Origin of the sequence: Streptomyces sp. NRRL F-5630, assembly GCF_000719475.1 — a bacterium.
Taxonomy (GTDB): Bacteria; Actinomycetota; Actinomycetes; order Streptomycetales; family Streptomycetaceae; genus Streptomyces.
Map to the genome: position 1 here is coordinate 56,095 of NZ_JOGO01000014.1, position 16,090 is coordinate 72,184.

The following is a 16,090-nucleotide window of genomic DNA, read 5'->3' on the forward strand; positions in this document are numbered from 1 at the left end:
TCTACGCCTTGACGGTGGACGGCGGCGCGGAAGGCAGGATCACCGGCTCGGGGGCTTCGCCCGCAGGAGCGCCGCCCTTGCGGGAATCGCTGCGCACGAGGGCGGCGTAGGCGCCGTCGAGGGCGAGGAGTTCCTCGTGGGTGCCGCGCTCCGCGATGCGGCCGCCGTCGAGCACGACGATCTGGTCCGCGTTCCTGATGGTGGAGAGGCGGTGGGCGATGGTCAGCGTGGTGCGTCCCGCCGCGAGGCTGTCGAGCGCTTCCTGCACGGCGCGTTCGGTGCGGGTGTCGAGGGCGCTCGTGGCCTCGTCGAGTACGAGCACGGGCGGGTCGCGCAGGATGGTGCGGGCGAGGGCGAGACGCTGCTTCTCGCCACCCGAGAAGCGGTGCCCTCGTTCGCCGACGACCGTGTCGTAGCCCTGGGGCAGACCCGCGATGTGGTCGTGGATCTGGGCCGCGCGGGCCGCCTCGCGCAGTTCCTCGTCGCTCGCGTCCGGTTTGGCGAAGCGCAGGTTGTCGGCGACGGAGGCGTGGAAGAGGTACGTCTCCTGCGAGACGACGCCGACGGCACGGGCGAGGGTGTCGAAGTCGAGGTCGCGCACGTCGACGCCGTCGAGCGTGACGCGCCCGCCGGTGACGTCGTAGAGGCGGGGCACGAGCTGGCTCAGCGTGCTCTTGCCGGAGCCGGTGGGGCCGACGACGGCGAGCGAGCCTCCGGCCGGGAGGGTGAGGTCGATGCCGTCGAGCACGGGGCTGTCGTCCCCGTACCGGAAGGCGACCTCCTCGAAGCGGACCTCGCCCTTGACCCGGTCGATGTGGACGGGGTGTTCGCGTTCGGTGATGTCGACCGGAAGGTCGAGGTACTCGAAGATGCGCTGGAAGAGCGCGAGCGAGGTCTGCACCTGCACGCCGGTCGCGAGGAGGCTCACCGTCGGGCGGAACAGGCCCTGCTGGAGCGAGACGAAGGCGACGAGGGTGCCGAGCGAGATCGCGGCGCCGTTCGCCTGGGCGAGTCCGGCCGCCCAGTAGAGGAAGGCGGGCATCGCGGCCATGACCACGCTGATGACGGACATCCGCCAGCGGCCTGCCATGTTGGAGCGCACTTCGAGGTCGACGAGTTCCTCGGACTCGCGCGCGAAGGAGCGGGTGAGGGAGTCGGCGCGGCCCATCGTGCGGCCGAGCAGGATGCCGCTCACCGAGAGGGACTCCGTGACGGTCGCGGCCATGGCGGCCATCTGGCGCTGCCGCTCGCTCGTGATGCGCTTGCGCTCGCGCCCGACGCGGCGGCTGACGAGGACGAAGACGGGGAGCAGGACGAGCGAGACGACGGTGAGGCGCCAGTCGAGCGCGAGCATCGCCACGACGGTCGCGACGACGGAGGTGAGGTTGGAGACGAGGCTGGTGGCCGTGGAGGTGACCGTGGCCTGCATGCCGCCGATGTCGTTCGCGATCCGGGACTGCACCTCGCCCGTGCGCGTGCGCGTGAAGAAGGCGAGGGACATGCGCTGGAGGCGCGCGTAGACGCCGGTGCGCAGGTCGTGCATGACGCGCTGGCCGACGGTGGTCGACAGGAGTGTCTGGAGGACGTTGAAGACGCTGGAGAGGACGGCGCTGAGGATCATCCCGAGCGCGAGGAGGCTGAGCAGGCCAGTACGCCCCTCGGGGATCGCGGTGTCGAGGATCTCGCGGAGCAGGAACGGGGTGACGACGGAGACGAGCGAGGAAGCGGCGACGAGCAGGCCGACGACGGCGAGGCGGCCCCGGTAGGGGCGGAAGAGCCGCAGGATGCGGCGGATCTGGCGGGGTTCCTGGTCCTCGCGAGCGGTTTTCTCGGGCGGGGTCCAGTTGATCTCGGGCGGGCGCATGGGCTCCTTCAGGGGGTGACGGGCAGAGGGCTCAACGGTTCTCGGGGAGCATAGTTCATTGTTACCTATGTACACAATGAACCTGATCCTGATACTGTTCCCGCCATGCGCTCCCCCTCCCCGCACGCCGGCCCGGAAGCCGGGACGGCCCCGTCCGGCCCCGACGCGGCGACCGCCCCCGGCCCAGAGACCGCCCCGGGGCTCGCCCCCGGCTCGGCGACCGCCCCGCTCCCGGAGTCCCCCTCCGCCGGACCGGGCCCCGCGCGCGACAGCGACGCCGCCCTCGCCGAGCAGTTGCTCCGCCTCAACCGCCGTCTGCACCGCCTCCAGCGCCACCAGTTCGGGCCGCTCGGCATCACCCCCGCGCAGAGCCGCCTCCTGCGGGCCGTGACGGTCTTCCCCGAGCCGCCCCGCATGGCGGATCTCGCGGCGCGGCTCGATGTCGTCCCGCGCGCGATCACCACGCTCGTGGATGCCCTGGAGGCGAGCGACCGGGTGCGCAGGGTGCCCGATCCGGCCAACCGCCGGGTGACGCGCATCGAGCTGACCGACGAGGGGCGCGACACCCTGGAGACGCTGCGCCGGGCGCGGCGCGAGGCGGCGCAAGAGGTGCTCTCACCCCTGGACCCCGGGCAGCGCGCCCAGCTCGGCGCGTTGCTGGAGCTGCTGGTCAGCGGTGGGGCCGGGGACGCGTACGAGCACTGCGCGCACACGCCCCGGCCGTCCGGGCGGGAAGGCGAAGGGCGAGAATAGGCCCGACCCGCCGCCGGCCGCCCCGCGTTCCCGGCGGCGAACCGTCGACGAAGGAGTGCCGCCCCATGCCACTGCTGGAACCGCGCCCGACCGCCCTGCGCCCCGCCGGGCGTGAGGAGACCGCACCGGACCTGGTTCCCGCCGGGCTCGCGGGCGGTACGCCGGAGCCGCTGCGCGGTGAGCTGAGCGCGCTGCTCGGGCCCGGGAAGGTGCTCTCCGGCATCTCGGATCTCGTGCGGTACGCGTCCGACGCGAGCCCCTACCGCTTCCTGCCCCAGGTCGTGGTGGTCCCCGAGTCGGCCGAGGACGTCGCGGCGGTCATGCGGTACGCGCGGGACAAGGGCCGCAAGGTGGTCTTCCGCGCCGCGGGGACCTCGCTCAACGGACAGGCGCAGGGCGAGGACATCCTCGTGGACGTGCGGCGGCACTGGGCGGGCGTCGAGGTGCTCGACGAGGGCGCGCGCGTGCGGCTCGGCCCCGGCACGACGATCGTCCGGGCCAATACGACGCTCGCCCGGCACGGGCGCGTGCTCGGCCCCGACCCGGCGAGCGCGATCGCGTGCACGGTCGGCGGGGTCGTCGCGAACAACGCGTCGGGCATGACGGCGGGGACGACCCGGAACTCGTACCGCCTGGTCAGCTCGCTGACCGTGGTGCTGCCCTCGGGCACTGTCGTGGACACGGGCGCGCCCGACGCGGCGGAGAGACTCGCCGCGGCGGAGCCCGAGCTGTGCGCCGGACTCATGGCGCTGAAGGCGGAGATCGAGGCGGACGCGGCGCTCGTGGCACGTATCCGCGCGAAGTACGAGATCAAGAACACCAACGGCTACCGGCTCGACGCCTTCCTCGACGGGGACGACCCGGTCTCGATCCTGCGCGGGCTCATGGTCGGCTCCGAGGGCACCTTCGGCTTCATCTCCGAGGTGGTCTTCGACACGCTGCCGCTGGAGCGCCTCAACTCGACCGCCCTGCTCTTCTTCCCCTCGCTGCCCGCGGCGGCGGCCGCCGTTCCGCGGTTCAACGAGGCGGGCGCGATCGCCGTCGAGCTCATGGACGGGAACACGCTGCGCGCCTCGACGAGCGTCGCCGGGGTGCCCGCGGACTGGGCCGACCTGCCGAAGGACACCGCGGCGCTGCTCGTGGAGTTCCGCGCGTCCGACGAGGCCGGGCGGGAGGCGAACGAGCGGGCCGCCGCCGAGGTGATGGAGCACCTCGAACTGGTGGCCCCGGTCGCCTCGGTGACCAATGCCTTCACGCGCGAGGCGAAGGTCGTCGGCGGGTACTGGAAGGCGCGCAAGGCGTTCGTGACCGCTGTGGGCGGTACGCGCCCCTCGGGCACGACGCTCATCACGGAGGACTTCGCCGTGCCGCCGTCGCGGCTCGCCGAGGCGTGCGAAGCGCTGCTCGAACTCCAGACCGCGCACGGTTTCGACGCCGCGGTCGCCGGTCACGCCGCGCACGGCAACCTCCACTTCCTCCTCGCCTTCGACGCGGCGAAGCCCGAGGACGTACGGCGCTACGCGGACTTCATGGACGCGTTCTGCGCGAGCACCGTCGAGCGCTTCGACGGCTCGCTGAAGGCCGAGCACGCCACGGGCCGCAACATCGCGCCGTTCCTGGAGCTGGAGTGGGGCCCGCGCGCGACCGAGCTGATGTGGCGTATCAAGCAGGTCATGGACCCCGAGGGCGTCCTCGCCCCGCGCATCGTGCTCGACCGCGACCCGAAGGCCCACCTGCGCGGGCTCAAGACCATCCCGCGGGTCGAGGCCGTCGCCGACCCGTGCATCGAGTGCGGCTTCTGCGAGCCGACCTGCCCGAGCCAGCACCTCACGACGACGCCGCGGCAGCGCATCGTGCTGCGCCGCGAGATGATGCGCCAGCCGGCCGGCTCGGCAGTCGAGACGGGGCTGCTCGACGCCTACGGTTACGACGCCGTGGACACGTGCGCCGGTGACTCGACGTGCAAGCTCGCGTGCCCCGTCGGCATCGACACGGGCGCCATGATGAAGGAGTTCCGTCACCAGCGGCACAGCGACCGCGAGGAGAGGATCGCCGCGTACACGGCGAAGGACTTCAAGGTCGTGGAGAGCGGGGCGCGGCTCGCGGTGGCCTCGGCGGAGAAGATCAGCGACCGGCTGCTCACGGCGGTGACGCGCGCGGCGCGCAAGGCGGTCCGCCCCGACCTCGTACCGGAGTGGCTGCCCGAGCTCCCCGGCGCCGCGGCCCGGCGCCTGCCCCGCACGGAGAAGGCGACGGCGACGGCCGTCTACTACCCGGCGTGCGTCAACCGCATCTTCGGCGGCCCCGAGGGCGACTACGAACCCTCGCTGCCGCAGGCCGTCGTCCTGCTCGCGCGGCGCGCGGGCAAGCCGGTGTGGATTCCCGGGGACGTCTCGGGCACGTGCTGCTCGACCATCTGGCACTCGAAGGGCTACGAGGACGCCAACACGGTCATGGCCAACCGCATCGTCGAGGCGGCGTGGGGCTGGACGGGCGGCGGGCGGCTGCCGCTCGTCGTCGACGCCTCCTCGTGCACGCTCGGGATCGCCCACGAGGTGGTCCCGTACCTGACACCGGAGAACAAGGAGCTGCACGATTCGCTCACGATCGTGGACTCCCTCGTGTGGGCGGCCGAGGAGCTGCTTCCGGAGCTGACCATCCATCGCAAGGTGGAGTCCGCCGTCGTCCACCCGACGTGCTCGATGCAGCACCTCGGCGACGTCGACCAGCTCGTGGAGCTGGCCGGGGCCTGCGCCCACGAGGTGGTCGTGCCCGACGACGTCGGCTGCTGCGCCTTCGCGGGCGACCGGGGGATGCTCCACCGGGAGCTGACCGAGTCGGCGACGGCGGCGGAGGCGGCCGAGGTGACGTCCCGGCCCTTCGACGCGTACCTCTCGGCGAACCGCATGTGCGAGGTCGGCATGGACCACGCGACGGGCGGCAAGGGGTACGCCTCGGTGCTCATGCAGCTGGAGCGGGCGACGCGGCCGCCGCGGGGCTGAGAGGGCCGGGCGGTACGCGGCGGGGGCCGGGCTGACGACGGGGGCGGGGCGGCGCGGCCGGTTCCGTGCACCGGGCCCGGCCCCGGGCCGCCGCTCCCTCGCCGTACCGGCGCGCTCGTCCCCCTGCCGCCGGGACAAGCCGCTCAGGCCGCCAGGTTCTTCCTGTCCCCCATGACCACGACCGGGTGCTGTGCCGGGTCGAGGGTCGTGAGGAGCGACCTCATGCCCGCCTTGGGGATGCTGACGCACGCCGAGGTGCCGCTGCCGTGGTCCATGTGCAGCCAGATGCTGCCGCCCTTGCTCTGGCCCTCGGGGCGCGTGGGGTCGTTGGGCGGGGTGCCCTTGACGCGGTTGTAGTCGATGGCGATGACGTAGTCGAAGTCGTGCCAGTGGGACTTCGCCCAGTAGTGCGGCGCCTGGATCGACGCGGTCTGCGTGTACGGGAGCGCGGCCCCGGGGTCGGCGAGGACGCCGCCCGCGTCGCTCAGCGTGTAGACGCCGACGGGACTGCGCTTGTCGTTCTCGTGGTGGGCCGTGGTCCAGCCCTTCTTGCCGTTGTGCCCCTGCCAGGAAGCGGACTTCTTCCACGTCTTCCCGGTCTTCGTGTAGAGCACGACGGTCGAGTCCGCCGAGTCGACGCCCTTGCCGTAGACGGCGACGACCTGGCGGCTCGCCGCGGGGATCTGTGACTGGAGACGTTCGCCGACGCCGGGGATGCGGGTCGGGTCGGCCTCGGGGGCGCGGTGGGCGGCGGGCGAGGACGCCGCGGCTGCCTTCCCGGAGCCGTCCCCGTCGTCCTGCCCGGAGCAGGAGGTGAGCAGCGCGAGCACCGCCGCCGTACCGATCAGGACCTTTGCCGCTCCACCCGTACTGTGCATGGCATTCATCCTGCCACCCGGGCCGAGAGGTGCTGTGCGGGAGGGACGGCGGGGGGCCGGACTTTGCCGGGTGGCGAACAACCGTTTGCCTGCCGAAGAGGCAGGCCGGAGCGCGAGCGCTACGCGCGCTTGACGGCCGCGACGAAGACGGACCAGCTGGGCGCGGAGAGGAGGAGGGCGGGGCCTTGGGGGGACTTGCTGTCGCGGACGGGGACGCCGGCGGGGTGGGCGTCGAAGACCTCCAGGCAACTCGATCCGTTCGTGCCGCTGTAGGAGGACTTCCGCCAGCCGCTACGGAGCGAAGTGTTGGAGATGTAGTGCTCAGACACGCTTCCTGAACTCCCTTGCTTGTTCTCGCATGAGGGCGATGGACGGCGTCAAGGCCAAGGCTTCACCCAGAGAAAGATCGTATGTGCTCTGGAGTTCAGTAACCATCGCCGGATCGTCGTGGAGCAGACCCACGCGAAGACCTTCCGTGTAGGCCAAGGGCGGCTGATCCTTGAACCACATCAAGCTCATCTGACCGTCCAACGCCGGGTACGGCACTTTACCGAACGGCACGATGTGGACCCGAATACGCCCCGATTCAGAGAGATCAACCAAGTGTTCCAGTTGTTCCGCCATGACCTCGTACCCCCCAACCGGCCGCCTGATCACCGCCTCATCCAGCACGACCCACACTTCCGGGGTAACAGGGTCGTCGAGCAGCCGCGCACGCTCCAGCCTCGACACAACCCACCCGTGTCGCCGTTCCTCGCTCTGTCGGGGGTAACCGACATCAAGCACTGCGGTCGCATACGCCTCGGTCTGGAGGAAGCCGGGCACCCAAGTCGGCGCGTACTCCCGAATGATCGTGGCCAGCTTTTCGAATTGGCGAGCAGCCTCGAACCATGCGGCGAAACTCTCGTTCTGCTTCTTCGGCCGGAACGTCACCAGCACATTCCCCGTACCCAACGCCGCGTCCAGAGCCATCGCGTCCGTCTCGCTCGGGATGCGTCGGTCGGTCTCGATCGCCGTGATCATCGAGCGCGACATGAACGCCCTGGCCGCCAGCTCGTCCTGGCTCCATCCCTTCGCCTCGCGCGCGCCCCGCAGCCACTGCCCGTAAGTCATGGCCATCGCTTTGCCCCGTTCCTGCCACTCTGACGTTGTGTCAAGGATGACACTACCCACCGTGGTCGCGGGGCCGTTCTCTGAACGCAAGCAACCCGACGACGAACGGACGAAGCGCCGATGAACCGCCCCACGCAGGAGAACCCGATCTCCCTTCCCCCGTGGTCGAACGAAGTCCCGAAGCCGGTTCCCGGGTGTTACCTGTGCGACAACATCGCGCACGAGCGGTCGTACGCCGTGGCCAACGGAAACGCGAGCCTCGTGAGCGACCTGAATGTGCGGCTGCGCCGCCACCTCAGCGCGCAGCACGCCGACCGTGGCTGAGCGACGCGGCGTCCGCGTACGGCGTTCGCTCGTGACGTTCTTGGTGGTCGTGTTCTCCACCGTGGCCCCGCTGTGGGTCGCCGCCGGGCGTCTCTGAGCCGAAAAGCGTTTGCCCTTCCGCGTCCGAGAAGTAAGGCTTACCTCACTGAGCTTGCTCCTCGGACCTGGATTTTCATGCGCATCAGAGATCTTCCCTTTACGGACCCCGGCACCCCCGACGTACGGTCAGGCCCCCGCTTCCTGTACTGGCTGGGGCGGCGGCAGTGGGGCGGCCAACTCCGCGCGCTCGGCTGGGGACTGCTCAACTTCGGCTCGCTCTCGGCGCTGCCGTACCCGGTGGGCATCGCCGTCGGCGCCGTCTCGGAGGGCGGGGACGGGGCAGGACGGCGGCTCGTGCTCGCGGGCCTGCTCCTGCTCCTGCTCGGCGCGGGTGTCGCGCTCGGCGACGTCATGCTGCACCGCGCGGCCATGACCAACTGGATCACCGCGGCGGCGCGCATCCAGCAGCTTCTGATCCGCAAGAGCGCCGAGCTGGGCTCGACGCTCACCCGCAGGGTCGCGGCCGGAGAAGTCGTGGCGGTCTCGACTGGCGACGTCGAGAAGATCGGATGGTTCGTCGAAGCGCTCTCCCGCTTCACGGCGGCGGCGCTCACCGTCGTCCTCGTCTGCGTGGGGTTGTTCTTCTACGAGCCGCACCTCGCCCTCGTGGTGGCGATCGGCGCGCCCGTCGTGGCGCTCTCCGTCCTCCCCCTCCTGCCGCCCTCGGTGCGCCGCGCCGATGTCCAGCGCGAGAAGGCGGGGCACGCGACGGAACTGGCCTCGGACACCGTCGCCGGGCTGCGGGTGCTGCGCGGCATCGGCGGCGAGGAACTGTTCCTCGGCCGGTACCGGGCGGCGTCGCAGGAGGTGCGCGGGGCCGCCGTGCGCAGCGCGCGGCTGTGGTCGCTCATCGCCGCGGTGCAGGTACTCGTCCCGGGGCTGCTGCTCATCGCGGTGGTCTGGTACGGGGTGTTCCTCGCGCGCGAGGGAACCGTGTCGGTCGGGGAACTGGTCGCCGTGTACAGCATGGTGACGCTGCTCGCGTGGCCGATGCGCCACTTCGAGGAGATCGCGATGGCCTACTCCTTCTCGCGTCCCTCCGCGCGCCGCGCGGCGCGCGTGCTGGCGCTGCGCCGGGTCGCGGACCCGGCGCGCGGACGGACGGGGTCCTCGGACGGCGGGACGGAGCCGGTCGCCGACGCCATTGCGTACGCGGGTCCCGCCGAGCTGTACGACCCCCTGACCGGGCTGCGGGTGCCCGAGGGACGGCTGACGGCCGTCGTGTGCGGGGACCCGGACGCCGCGGGCCGCCTGGCCGACCGGCTCGGCGGCCACTCCCCCGAGCACGGCGGAGAGCCCTCCGTACTCCTCGGCACCGTGGCGCTCGACGGCTTGCCGCTCGCCGAGGCGCGGCGCCATGTGCTCGTCCAGGACAAGGACCCCGTGCTGCTCTCGGGAACGTTGCGCGAACTGCTCGACGTCCCCTCGTCCGGTGCCGTGGAACCCGACGCGGCTCTCGCGGCGGCACAATGCGCGGACGTGCTCGCCGCGCTCGCGCAGGCCGACCCCGACCCGGGGGCGAGCGGCGGCGATCCGCTGCGGACGCGGATCACCGAACGCGGCAGGTCGCTCTCGGGCGGTCAGCGGCAGCGGCTCGCGCTCGCGCGCTCGCTGGTCGCCGACCCGGACGTCCTCGTGCTCGACGAGCCGACCTCGGCCGTCGACGCGCACACCGAGTCCCGCATCGCGGGCGGTCTCGCCGCGCTGCGCGCGGGCCGCACCACCGTCGTCCTCACGTCCTCGCCGCTGCTGCTCGACGTGGCCGACCGCGTCGTGCTCGTCCTCGGCGACTCGGTCGTGGCCGAGGGCGAGCACCGCGAACTGCTCGCCGCCGAACCGCGCTACCGAGCGGTCGTGACGCGCGAGACGGATGAGGAGAGGGGCGATCCCGGCACGCTGCGCGAGGTCGAGGCCGGACTCGTGAACGGGAGCGAGGGCGAGGGCCACGGCGCCGCGGCGAGCGCCGTCGTGACGGCTCGGGCCGACGAGCTGCCCGGCCAGGACACCGTACGGATCGAGGAAACCGCATGACCGGGCCCAAGCCCCCCGAGTACGACCCGGCCGCGCCGACGACGGCGGAGACGCTGCCGGTCGGCAGCCCGGCGACCGTACGCGCCTACATCGGCGCCCTGTTCCGCCGGCACCGCACCGCCTTCCTCGTGCTCGTCTCGGTGAACGCGGTCGCCGTGATCGCCTCGATGATCGGCCCGTACCTCCTCGGCGACCTCGTCGACCGGGTCTCGGACCACGCGGACGGGGTGCATCTGCCGCGCACGCTCGCCCTCTTCGCCCTCGCGCTGCTCGTGCAGACGGTGTTCATCCGCATGGTGCGGCTGCGCGGCGCGATGCTCGGTGAGGAGATGCTCGCCGACCTGCGCGAGGACTTCCTCGCCCGCTCCGTGAAGCTGCCGCCCGGAATCCTGGAGCGCGCGGGCACGGGCGACCTGCTCTCGCGGATCACGACGGACATCGACCGGCTCGCCAACGCGATGCGCGAGGCGGTGCCGCAGCTCGCGATCGGGCTCGTGTGGGCGGTACTGCTGCTCGGCGGGCTCGTCGTGACGGCGCCGCCGCTCGCGCCCGCCGTGCTGATCGCCGTACCGCTCGCCGTCGTGGGCTGCCGCTGGTACTTCAAGCGCGCCCCTTCGGCCTACCGCTCCGAGGCCGCCGGTTACGCCGCCGTCGCCGCCGCGCTCACCGAGACGGTCGACGCGGGCCGCACGGTCGAGGCGCACGGCCTCGGCGCGCGCCGCATCGCCCTCACCGACCAGCGGGTCTTCCAGTGGACCCGGTGGGAGAACTACACGCTCTCGCTCCGGTCCGTCCTCTTTCCGGTCATCAACGTCACGCACACGACCGTGCTCGCCTCGGTGCTCATGGTCGGCGGTGCCTTCGTGCTCCAGGGGTGGATCGACGTCGGCCAGCTGACGACCGCCGCGCTGCTCGCGCAGATGCTCGTCGAGCCGGTCGGCCTGATCCTGCGCTGGTACGACGAATTGCAGGTCGCACAGGTCTCACTGGCGCGCCTGGTGGGCGTGCGGGACATCGAGCCGGCCGCCGGGGACGAGGCCATCGTGCCGCGGGGCCGCGTGCTCGACGCCGCCGAGGTCCACTTCGGGTACCGGGAGGGCATCGATGTCCTGCGCGAGGTGACGCTCACGGTCGAGCCGGGCACCCGGCTCGCGCTCGTGGGTCCCTCGGGCGCGGGCAAGTCGACGCTGGGGCGGCTGCTCGCCGGGATCTACGCGCCGCGCACGGGCGCCGTGACGCTGGGGGAGGCGGCGCTGTCGGAGATGACGGCGGAGGCGGTACGCAACCACGTCGCGCTCGTCAACCAGGAGCACCACGTTTTCGTCGGCTCCCTGCGCGACAACCTGCGTCTCGCGAGGGCGGACGCGGGTGACGAGGAGCTGTGGGCGGCACTCGCGGCGGTGGACGCGACGCCGTGGGCGCGTGCGCTCGACAAGGGCCTCGACACGGAGGTCGGCTCCGGCGCGGCGACGCTGACCCCCGCGCAGGCGCAGCAGATCGCGCTGGCCCGCCTCGTCCTGGCCGACCCGCACACCCTCGTCCTGGACGAGGCCACGTCCCTCCTCGACCCCCGCGCGGCGCGCCACCTTGAGCGCTCGCTCGGCAAGGTGCTGGAGGGCCGCACGGTCGTCGCCATCGCCCACCGGCTGCACACGGCACACGACGCGGACGTCATCGCGGTGGTGGAGAACGGCCGGATCAGCGAACTGGGCAGCCACGAGGAACTGGTGGCGGCGGAGGGAGCGTACGCGAGGCTCTGGGAGTCGTGGCACGGGTGAGGCAGTGCGGGGTGCGGCGCCGCTTGGTGGAGCCCGTGGGACGGGTTCGCCGCACCTGATCGGCCGGGGGCCTTCTCTTCTTCTCGTGCGAAAGCTCTCGCGCGGGATTCCGTGTGGGAGAGGGCCGGGGCCTTCAGCGGCAGGGGGCGGAGCGGGGCGTTCCCCACACGCGTGCGGGGTCGCGGCGCGTGGCCCGTGCGTGCGGGGCCGGGGGTCCTCGCGCGTGCCGGGTCGGGCGTGATCCGGTGGACGGGGGCGCGATGGGAGTGCGACGCACTGCTCAGGGCGGCGGGTCTTGTGTAGGCGCGCAGGGCGCGCTCCGGGTGCGGCGGGTCGCGGGCGCGGGACTCGGTATCGGGGACCGCGAGAGCCCGGCATCAAGGGAACGCGATGCAGGCGCCCTGGCCGAGGTACGGCGTCAGCACAGGGCGGCGCTCCCGGGCAGTGCGGCGGGCACGGCCCCGGGACATGCACTGACGCAGGGGGCAGCGCGGGGTACAGGCGGCACATCGGCGCCTTCCCCGGCTGCTCGCCGCTCGCCAGAGAAGCGCGTCGGCCGGTGGTAGAAGCCCCTACCGCGTACCGAACCTGGCCCCGCACGGCAGTATGCCGCCCCTCATGGCGACCGGAACATATACCTTCGCATGGCGGCGGGGCTCGACGAGCCAAGGTCACTGGTGCGCGCGCTGCTCGGCGTGGTCCGCTCCGCGCACGACCGGTCGGCCCTCGGCGGTGGCGGGACCGGGCGACAAGTCAGACCATGTTGAGGGCGAAGAGACCGCCGATCGCGCCGGCGGCCATGAAGACCGGCGTGAGGATCTTCAGCTCGACCCAGCTGCCCGCCCTGAAGCGCATGAACTTCGGGGGGCCGAGCGGGTACCAGAGCCTGCGGGCTATCGGGAGCGGCCACAGGATGGGGCAGCCCGAGATGGTGATGGCGTCCCCGATGTCGTGCACGAGCGCGCCGAGCACGATCGGCAGGCCGAGCCACATGTACGCCTGGCCGTCGCCGGCGAAGAGCCAGTGCGCGCCGTTGCCCGGCCGGTCGAGGAAGTCGGCGAGCATCCACGCGCTGGTCGCGCCGAGGAGCCAGACGAGCACGTCGCTGGAGACCCGCGCCGCCCGCCACAGCAGACCTTCGATGGCGAGCACCATGTGCACGAAGAGGATGCCGAGGACGGCCCAGCGTCCCACGGCGACGGCCAGCGCTGAGGCCCCGATGCCCATGAGCACGGCCCAGACGAGGGTGTGCGTCAGGGTGCGGTGGCCCCCGTTCCTGCGGGGGTCCTTCTTGCCGCGGGTGACCTTGTAGACCCCGTAGGAGAGGGCGTCCACGAAGGCGCACAACGCCTTGCTGACCGGCCCGAAGGCCCGGGATATCGTCGCCGACTTGTGGTCGAGGTCGGGCGCGAGGGCGGCCCCGGCGGTGATGAGGGCGCCGACCAGCAGTACCGGCCAGGGCATCTTGTGCCCGTTCGCCGCCGCCAGCGCTCCGACCCCGAGCCAGGCCGCGGCCCCGGAGAGCGAGTGTGCCGGTCCCATCATGAGCCTGTCCCCCACCTTTGACGCACCGCTGTGCAGTTGACGGCCCGTCCCGCTTCCTTCTGCCGTGACGAGCGGTCCCTCACCCTACCGGTCGTGATCTTCGTGCCGTCCGCCGATTCCCCCTCCCCGGCGGCGAAAGGGCAAGATAGGGGCGTGACCCTTATCGATCAGCTCCCTGCGACCCCCGATCCCGACGCCCTCTACGAAGCCTTCGCCGCGTGGACGGAGAGCCGGGGGATCACTCTGTATCCGGCCCAGGAGGAGGCGCTGATCGAGGTGGTCTCGGGCGCGAACGTGATCCTTTCGACGCCGACGGGCTCCGGCAAGAGCCTGGTCGCCGCGGGCGCGCACTTCACCGCCCTCGCGCAGGACAAGGTCACCTTCTACACCGCCCCGATCAAGGCACTCGTCTCGGAGAAGTTCTTCGACCTGTGCAAGATGTTCGGCACCGAGAACGTCGGGATGCTCACCGGCGACGCCTCGGTCAACGCCGACGCCCCGGTCATCTGCTGCACCGCCGAGGTCCTCGCCTCGATCGCGCTGCGCGACGGCAAGGACGCGGACGTCGGCCAGGTCGTCATGGACGAGTTCCACTTCTACGCCGAGCCCGACCGCGGCTGGGCCTGGCAGATCCCGTTGCTCGAACTGCCGCAGGCGCAGTTCGTGCTGATGTCGGCGACGCTCGGGGATGTCGCGCTCTTCGAGAAGGACCTCACCCGCCGCACGGGCCGGCCGACCTCCGTCGTGCGCTCCGCGACCCGCCCGGTGCCGCTTTCGTACGAGTACAAGCTGACGCCGCTCACCGAGACGCTGACCGAGTTGCTCGACACGCGGCAGGCGCCGGTCTACATCGTGCACTTCACGCAGGCGCAGGCCGTCGAGCGGGCGCAGGCGCTCATGAGCATCAACATGTCCACCCGCGAGGAGAAGGACCGCATCGCGGAGCTGATCGGCGACTTCCGTTTCACCACGAAGTTCGGCCGCAACCTGTCGCGCTATGTACGGCACGGGATCGGCGTGCACCACGCGGGGATGCTGCCGAAGTACCGGCGGCTCGTCGAGAAGCTGGCGCAGGCGGGGCTGCTCAAGGTCATCTGCGGGACGGACACCCTCGGCGTCGGCGTCAACGTGCCGATCCGGACGGTGCTGTTCACCGCGCTGACCAAGTACGACGGGAACCGGGTGCGCACGCTGCGGGCGCGGGAGTTCCACCAGATCGCGGGGCGCGCCGGACGGGCGGGCTTCGACACGGCGGGGCTCGTCGTCGGGCAGGCCCCGGAGCACGTCATCGAGAACGAGAAGGCGCTCGCGAAGGCCGGGGATGACCCGAAGAAGCGGCGCAAGGTCGTGCGCAAGAAGGCTCCGGAGGGGTTCGTCGCCTGGAGCGACAAGACCTTCGAGAAGCTCATCGCCTCCGATCCCGAGCCGCTGACCTCCCGGTTCCGGGTGACGCACACGATGCTGCTCGCGGTGATCGCCCGTCCGGGCAACGCGTTCGACGCGATGCGCCGCCTCCTGGAGGACAACCACGAGCCGCGCCGGCAGCAGCTGCGGCACATCCGCAGGGCCATCGCGATCTACCGCTCGCTCCTCGACGGCGGCATCGTGGAGCGCCTGGACGAGCCGGACGCCGAGGGGCGCATCGTCCGGCTCACCGTGGACCTCCAGCAGGACTTCGCACTCAACCAGCCGCTCTCCACGTTCGCGCTCGCGGCCTTCGATCTCCTCGACCCCGATTCGCCCTCGTACGCGCTGGACCTCGTCTCGGTCGTCGAGTCCACGCTCGACGACCCGCGCCAGATCCTGGCCGCGCAGCAGAACAAGGCACGCGGGGAGGCGGTCGCCGCGATGAAGGCGGACGGCGTCGAGTACGAGGAGCGCATGGAGCGGCTCCAGGAGATCGGCTACCCGAAGCCGCTGGAGGAACTGCTCTTCCACGCCTACGACACCTACCGCAGGAGCCACCCGTGGGTCGGTGACCACCCGCTCTCGCCGAAGTCCGTCGTACGGGACATGTACGAGCGGGCGCTCACCTTCACCGAGTACGTCTCGCTCTACGAGCTGGCCCGCACCGAGGGCATCGTGCTGCGGTACCTGGCCTCCGCGTACAAGGCCCTGGAGCACACCGTCCCCGACGACCTCAAGTCGGAGGACCTGGAGGATCTCATCGCGTGGCTCGGCGAACTGGTGCGTCAGGTGGACTCCAGCCTGCTCGACGAGTGGGAGCAGCTCGCCAACCCCGCCGAGATGACCGCCGAGGAGGCCCAGGAGAAGGCCGACCAGGTCAAGCCCGTGACCGCCAACGCGCGCGCCTTCCGGGTCCTCGTGCGCAACGCGATGTTCCGCCGCGTCGAGCTCGCGGCACTCGACCGGGTGGACGAGCTGGGCGCGATGGACGCCGAGGCGGGCTGGGACGCGGACGCGTGGGGCGAGGCGATGGACGCCTACTGGGACGCGCACGAGGAGCTGGGCACCGGGCCCGACGCGCGCGGCCCGAAGCTGCTGCTCATCGAGGAGCGGCCGCAGGAGGCGCTGTGGCGGGTGCGGCAGATCTTCGACGACCCGGAGGGCGACCACGACTGGGGCATCAGCGCGGAGGTGGACCTCACCGCGTCGGACGCGGAGGGCCGGGCGGTGATCCGGGTCACCTCGGTGGGGCAGCTCTGAGCCGGACCCCCGGCGGGCGGGGCCCCGGAGGCCACG

General features: G+C 71.8%; 11 protein-coding genes. 6 read left to right on the top strand and 5 right to left on the bottom strand.

Going from position 1 to position 16,090, the window contains the following annotated elements:
* Position 1: 1 nt before the first annotated feature.
* Complete coding sequence (locus IF99_RS0109415) at positions 2–1,864, bottom strand: ABC transporter ATP-binding protein (RefSeq protein ID WP_030995922.1); 1,863 nt, start codon at positions 1,862–1,864, stop codon at positions 2–4.
* 105 nt (positions 1,865–1,969) lie between these two features.
* Between IF99_RS0109415 and IF99_RS30675 the strand changes: the two genes are divergently transcribed.
* Both IF99_RS30675 and IF99_RS0109425 read left to right on the top strand, forming a co-directional pair.
* Positions 1,970–2,617, top strand: a complete 648-nt coding sequence (locus tag IF99_RS30675) for a MarR family transcriptional regulator (protein WP_420705657.1) — start codon at positions 1,970–1,972, stop codon at positions 2,615–2,617.
* Between the two features lie 65 nt (positions 2,618–2,682).
* Complete coding sequence (locus tag IF99_RS0109425; RefSeq protein ID WP_030995924.1) at positions 2,683–5,619, top strand: FAD-binding and (Fe-S)-binding domain-containing protein; 2,937 nt, start codon at positions 2,683–2,685, stop codon at positions 5,617–5,619.
* 143 nt (positions 5,620–5,762) lie between these two features.
* Here the strand turns inward: IF99_RS0109425 and IF99_RS0109430 are convergent, their stop codons facing one another.
* From IF99_RS0109430 to IF99_RS0109440, 3 genes are all read right to left on the bottom strand, one after another.
* Positions 5,763–6,497: a hypothetical protein gene (locus IF99_RS0109430; protein WP_030995925.1), complete on the bottom strand. Its 735-nt coding sequence runs from the start codon at positions 6,495–6,497 to the stop codon at positions 5,763–5,765.
* A gap of 119 nt (positions 6,498–6,616) precedes the next feature.
* Entirely contained in the window at positions 6,617–6,826 is a 210-nt protein-coding gene (locus IF99_RS0109435; protein WP_030995926.1) for a DUF397 domain-containing protein, read from the bottom strand.
* Entirely contained in the window at positions 6,819–7,616 is a 798-nt protein-coding gene (locus tag IF99_RS0109440) for a helix-turn-helix domain-containing protein (RefSeq protein ID WP_030995927.1), read from the bottom strand. The genes IF99_RS0109435 and IF99_RS0109440 overlap by 8 nt, the downstream gene beginning before the upstream one ends.
* A 114-nt stretch (positions 7,617–7,730) precedes the next feature.
* Here IF99_RS0109440 and IF99_RS0109445 point away from each other — a divergent pair, with 114 nt between their 5' ends.
* The 3 genes from IF99_RS0109445 (at position 7,731) to IF99_RS0109455 (ending at position 11,842) form a co-directional block, all read left to right on the top strand.
* Positions 7,731–7,934 carry a hypothetical protein gene (locus tag IF99_RS0109445; protein ID WP_030995928.1) on the top strand — a complete coding sequence of 68 codons (204 nt, stop codon included), beginning with the start codon at positions 7,731–7,733 and terminating at the stop codon, positions 7,932–7,934.
* Positions 7,935–8,108: 174 nt separating this feature from the next.
* Positions 8,109–10,064 (top strand): ABC transporter transmembrane domain-containing protein, encoded by a 1,956-nt coding sequence (locus tag IF99_RS0109450; protein WP_030995929.1) that lies wholly within the window; start codon positions 8,109–8,111, stop codon positions 10,062–10,064.
* On the top strand, positions 10,061–11,842 hold the full coding sequence (locus IF99_RS0109455) for an ABC transporter ATP-binding protein (protein WP_030995930.1): 1,782 nt from the start codon (positions 10,061–10,063) through the stop codon (positions 11,840–11,842). The genes IF99_RS0109450 and IF99_RS0109455 overlap by 4 nt, the downstream gene beginning before the upstream one ends.
* Positions 11,843–12,595: 753 nt before the next feature.
* Here the strand turns inward: IF99_RS0109455 and IF99_RS0109460 are convergent.
* Positions 12,596–13,387 (bottom strand): metal-dependent hydrolase, encoded by a 792-nt coding sequence (locus IF99_RS0109460; protein ID WP_030995931.1) that lies wholly within the window; start codon positions 13,385–13,387, stop codon positions 12,596–12,598.
* Positions 13,388–13,480: 93 nt separating this feature from the next.
* Between IF99_RS0109460 and IF99_RS0109465 the strand changes: the two genes are divergently transcribed.
* Positions 13,481–16,054, top strand: coding sequence for a DEAD/DEAH box helicase (locus tag IF99_RS0109465; protein ID WP_078655036.1), 2,574 nt, complete (start codon positions 13,481–13,483; stop codon positions 16,052–16,054).
* Positions 16,055–16,090: the final 36 nt, after the last annotated feature.

What these genes read in the sequence shown, in the direction of transcription:
- IF99_RS0109415 (WP_030995922.1), bottom strand. Translation starts at nt 1,864, where the DNA reads ATGCGCCCGCCCGAGATCAACTGGACCCCGCCCGAGAAAACCGCTCGC.
- IF99_RS30675 (WP_420705657.1), top strand. Translation starts at nt 1,970, where the DNA reads ATGCGCTCCCCCTCCCCGCACGCCGGCCCGGAAGCCGGGACGGCCCCG.
- IF99_RS0109425 (WP_030995924.1), top strand. Translation starts at nt 2,683, where the DNA reads ATGCCACTGCTGGAACCGCGCCCGACCGCCCTGCGCCCCGCCGGGCGT.
- IF99_RS0109430 (WP_030995925.1), bottom strand. Translation starts at nt 6,497, where the DNA reads ATGCACAGTACGGGTGGAGCGGCAAAGGTCCTGATCGGTACGGCGGCG.
- IF99_RS0109440 (WP_030995927.1), bottom strand. Translation starts at nt 7,616, where the DNA reads ATGGCCATGACTTACGGGCAGTGGCTGCGGGGCGCGCGCGAGGCGAAG.
- IF99_RS0109445 (WP_030995928.1), top strand. Translation starts at nt 7,731, where the DNA reads ATGAACCGCCCCACGCAGGAGAACCCGATCTCCCTTCCCCCGTGGTCG.
- IF99_RS0109450 (WP_030995929.1), top strand. Translation starts at nt 8,109, where the DNA reads ATGCGCATCAGAGATCTTCCCTTTACGGACCCCGGCACCCCCGACGTA.
- IF99_RS0109455 (WP_030995930.1), top strand. Translation starts at nt 10,061, where the DNA reads ATGACCGGGCCCAAGCCCCCCGAGTACGACCCGGCCGCGCCGACGACG.
- IF99_RS0109460 (WP_030995931.1), bottom strand. Translation starts at nt 13,387, where the DNA reads ATGATGGGACCGGCACACTCGCTCTCCGGGGCCGCGGCCTGGCTCGGG.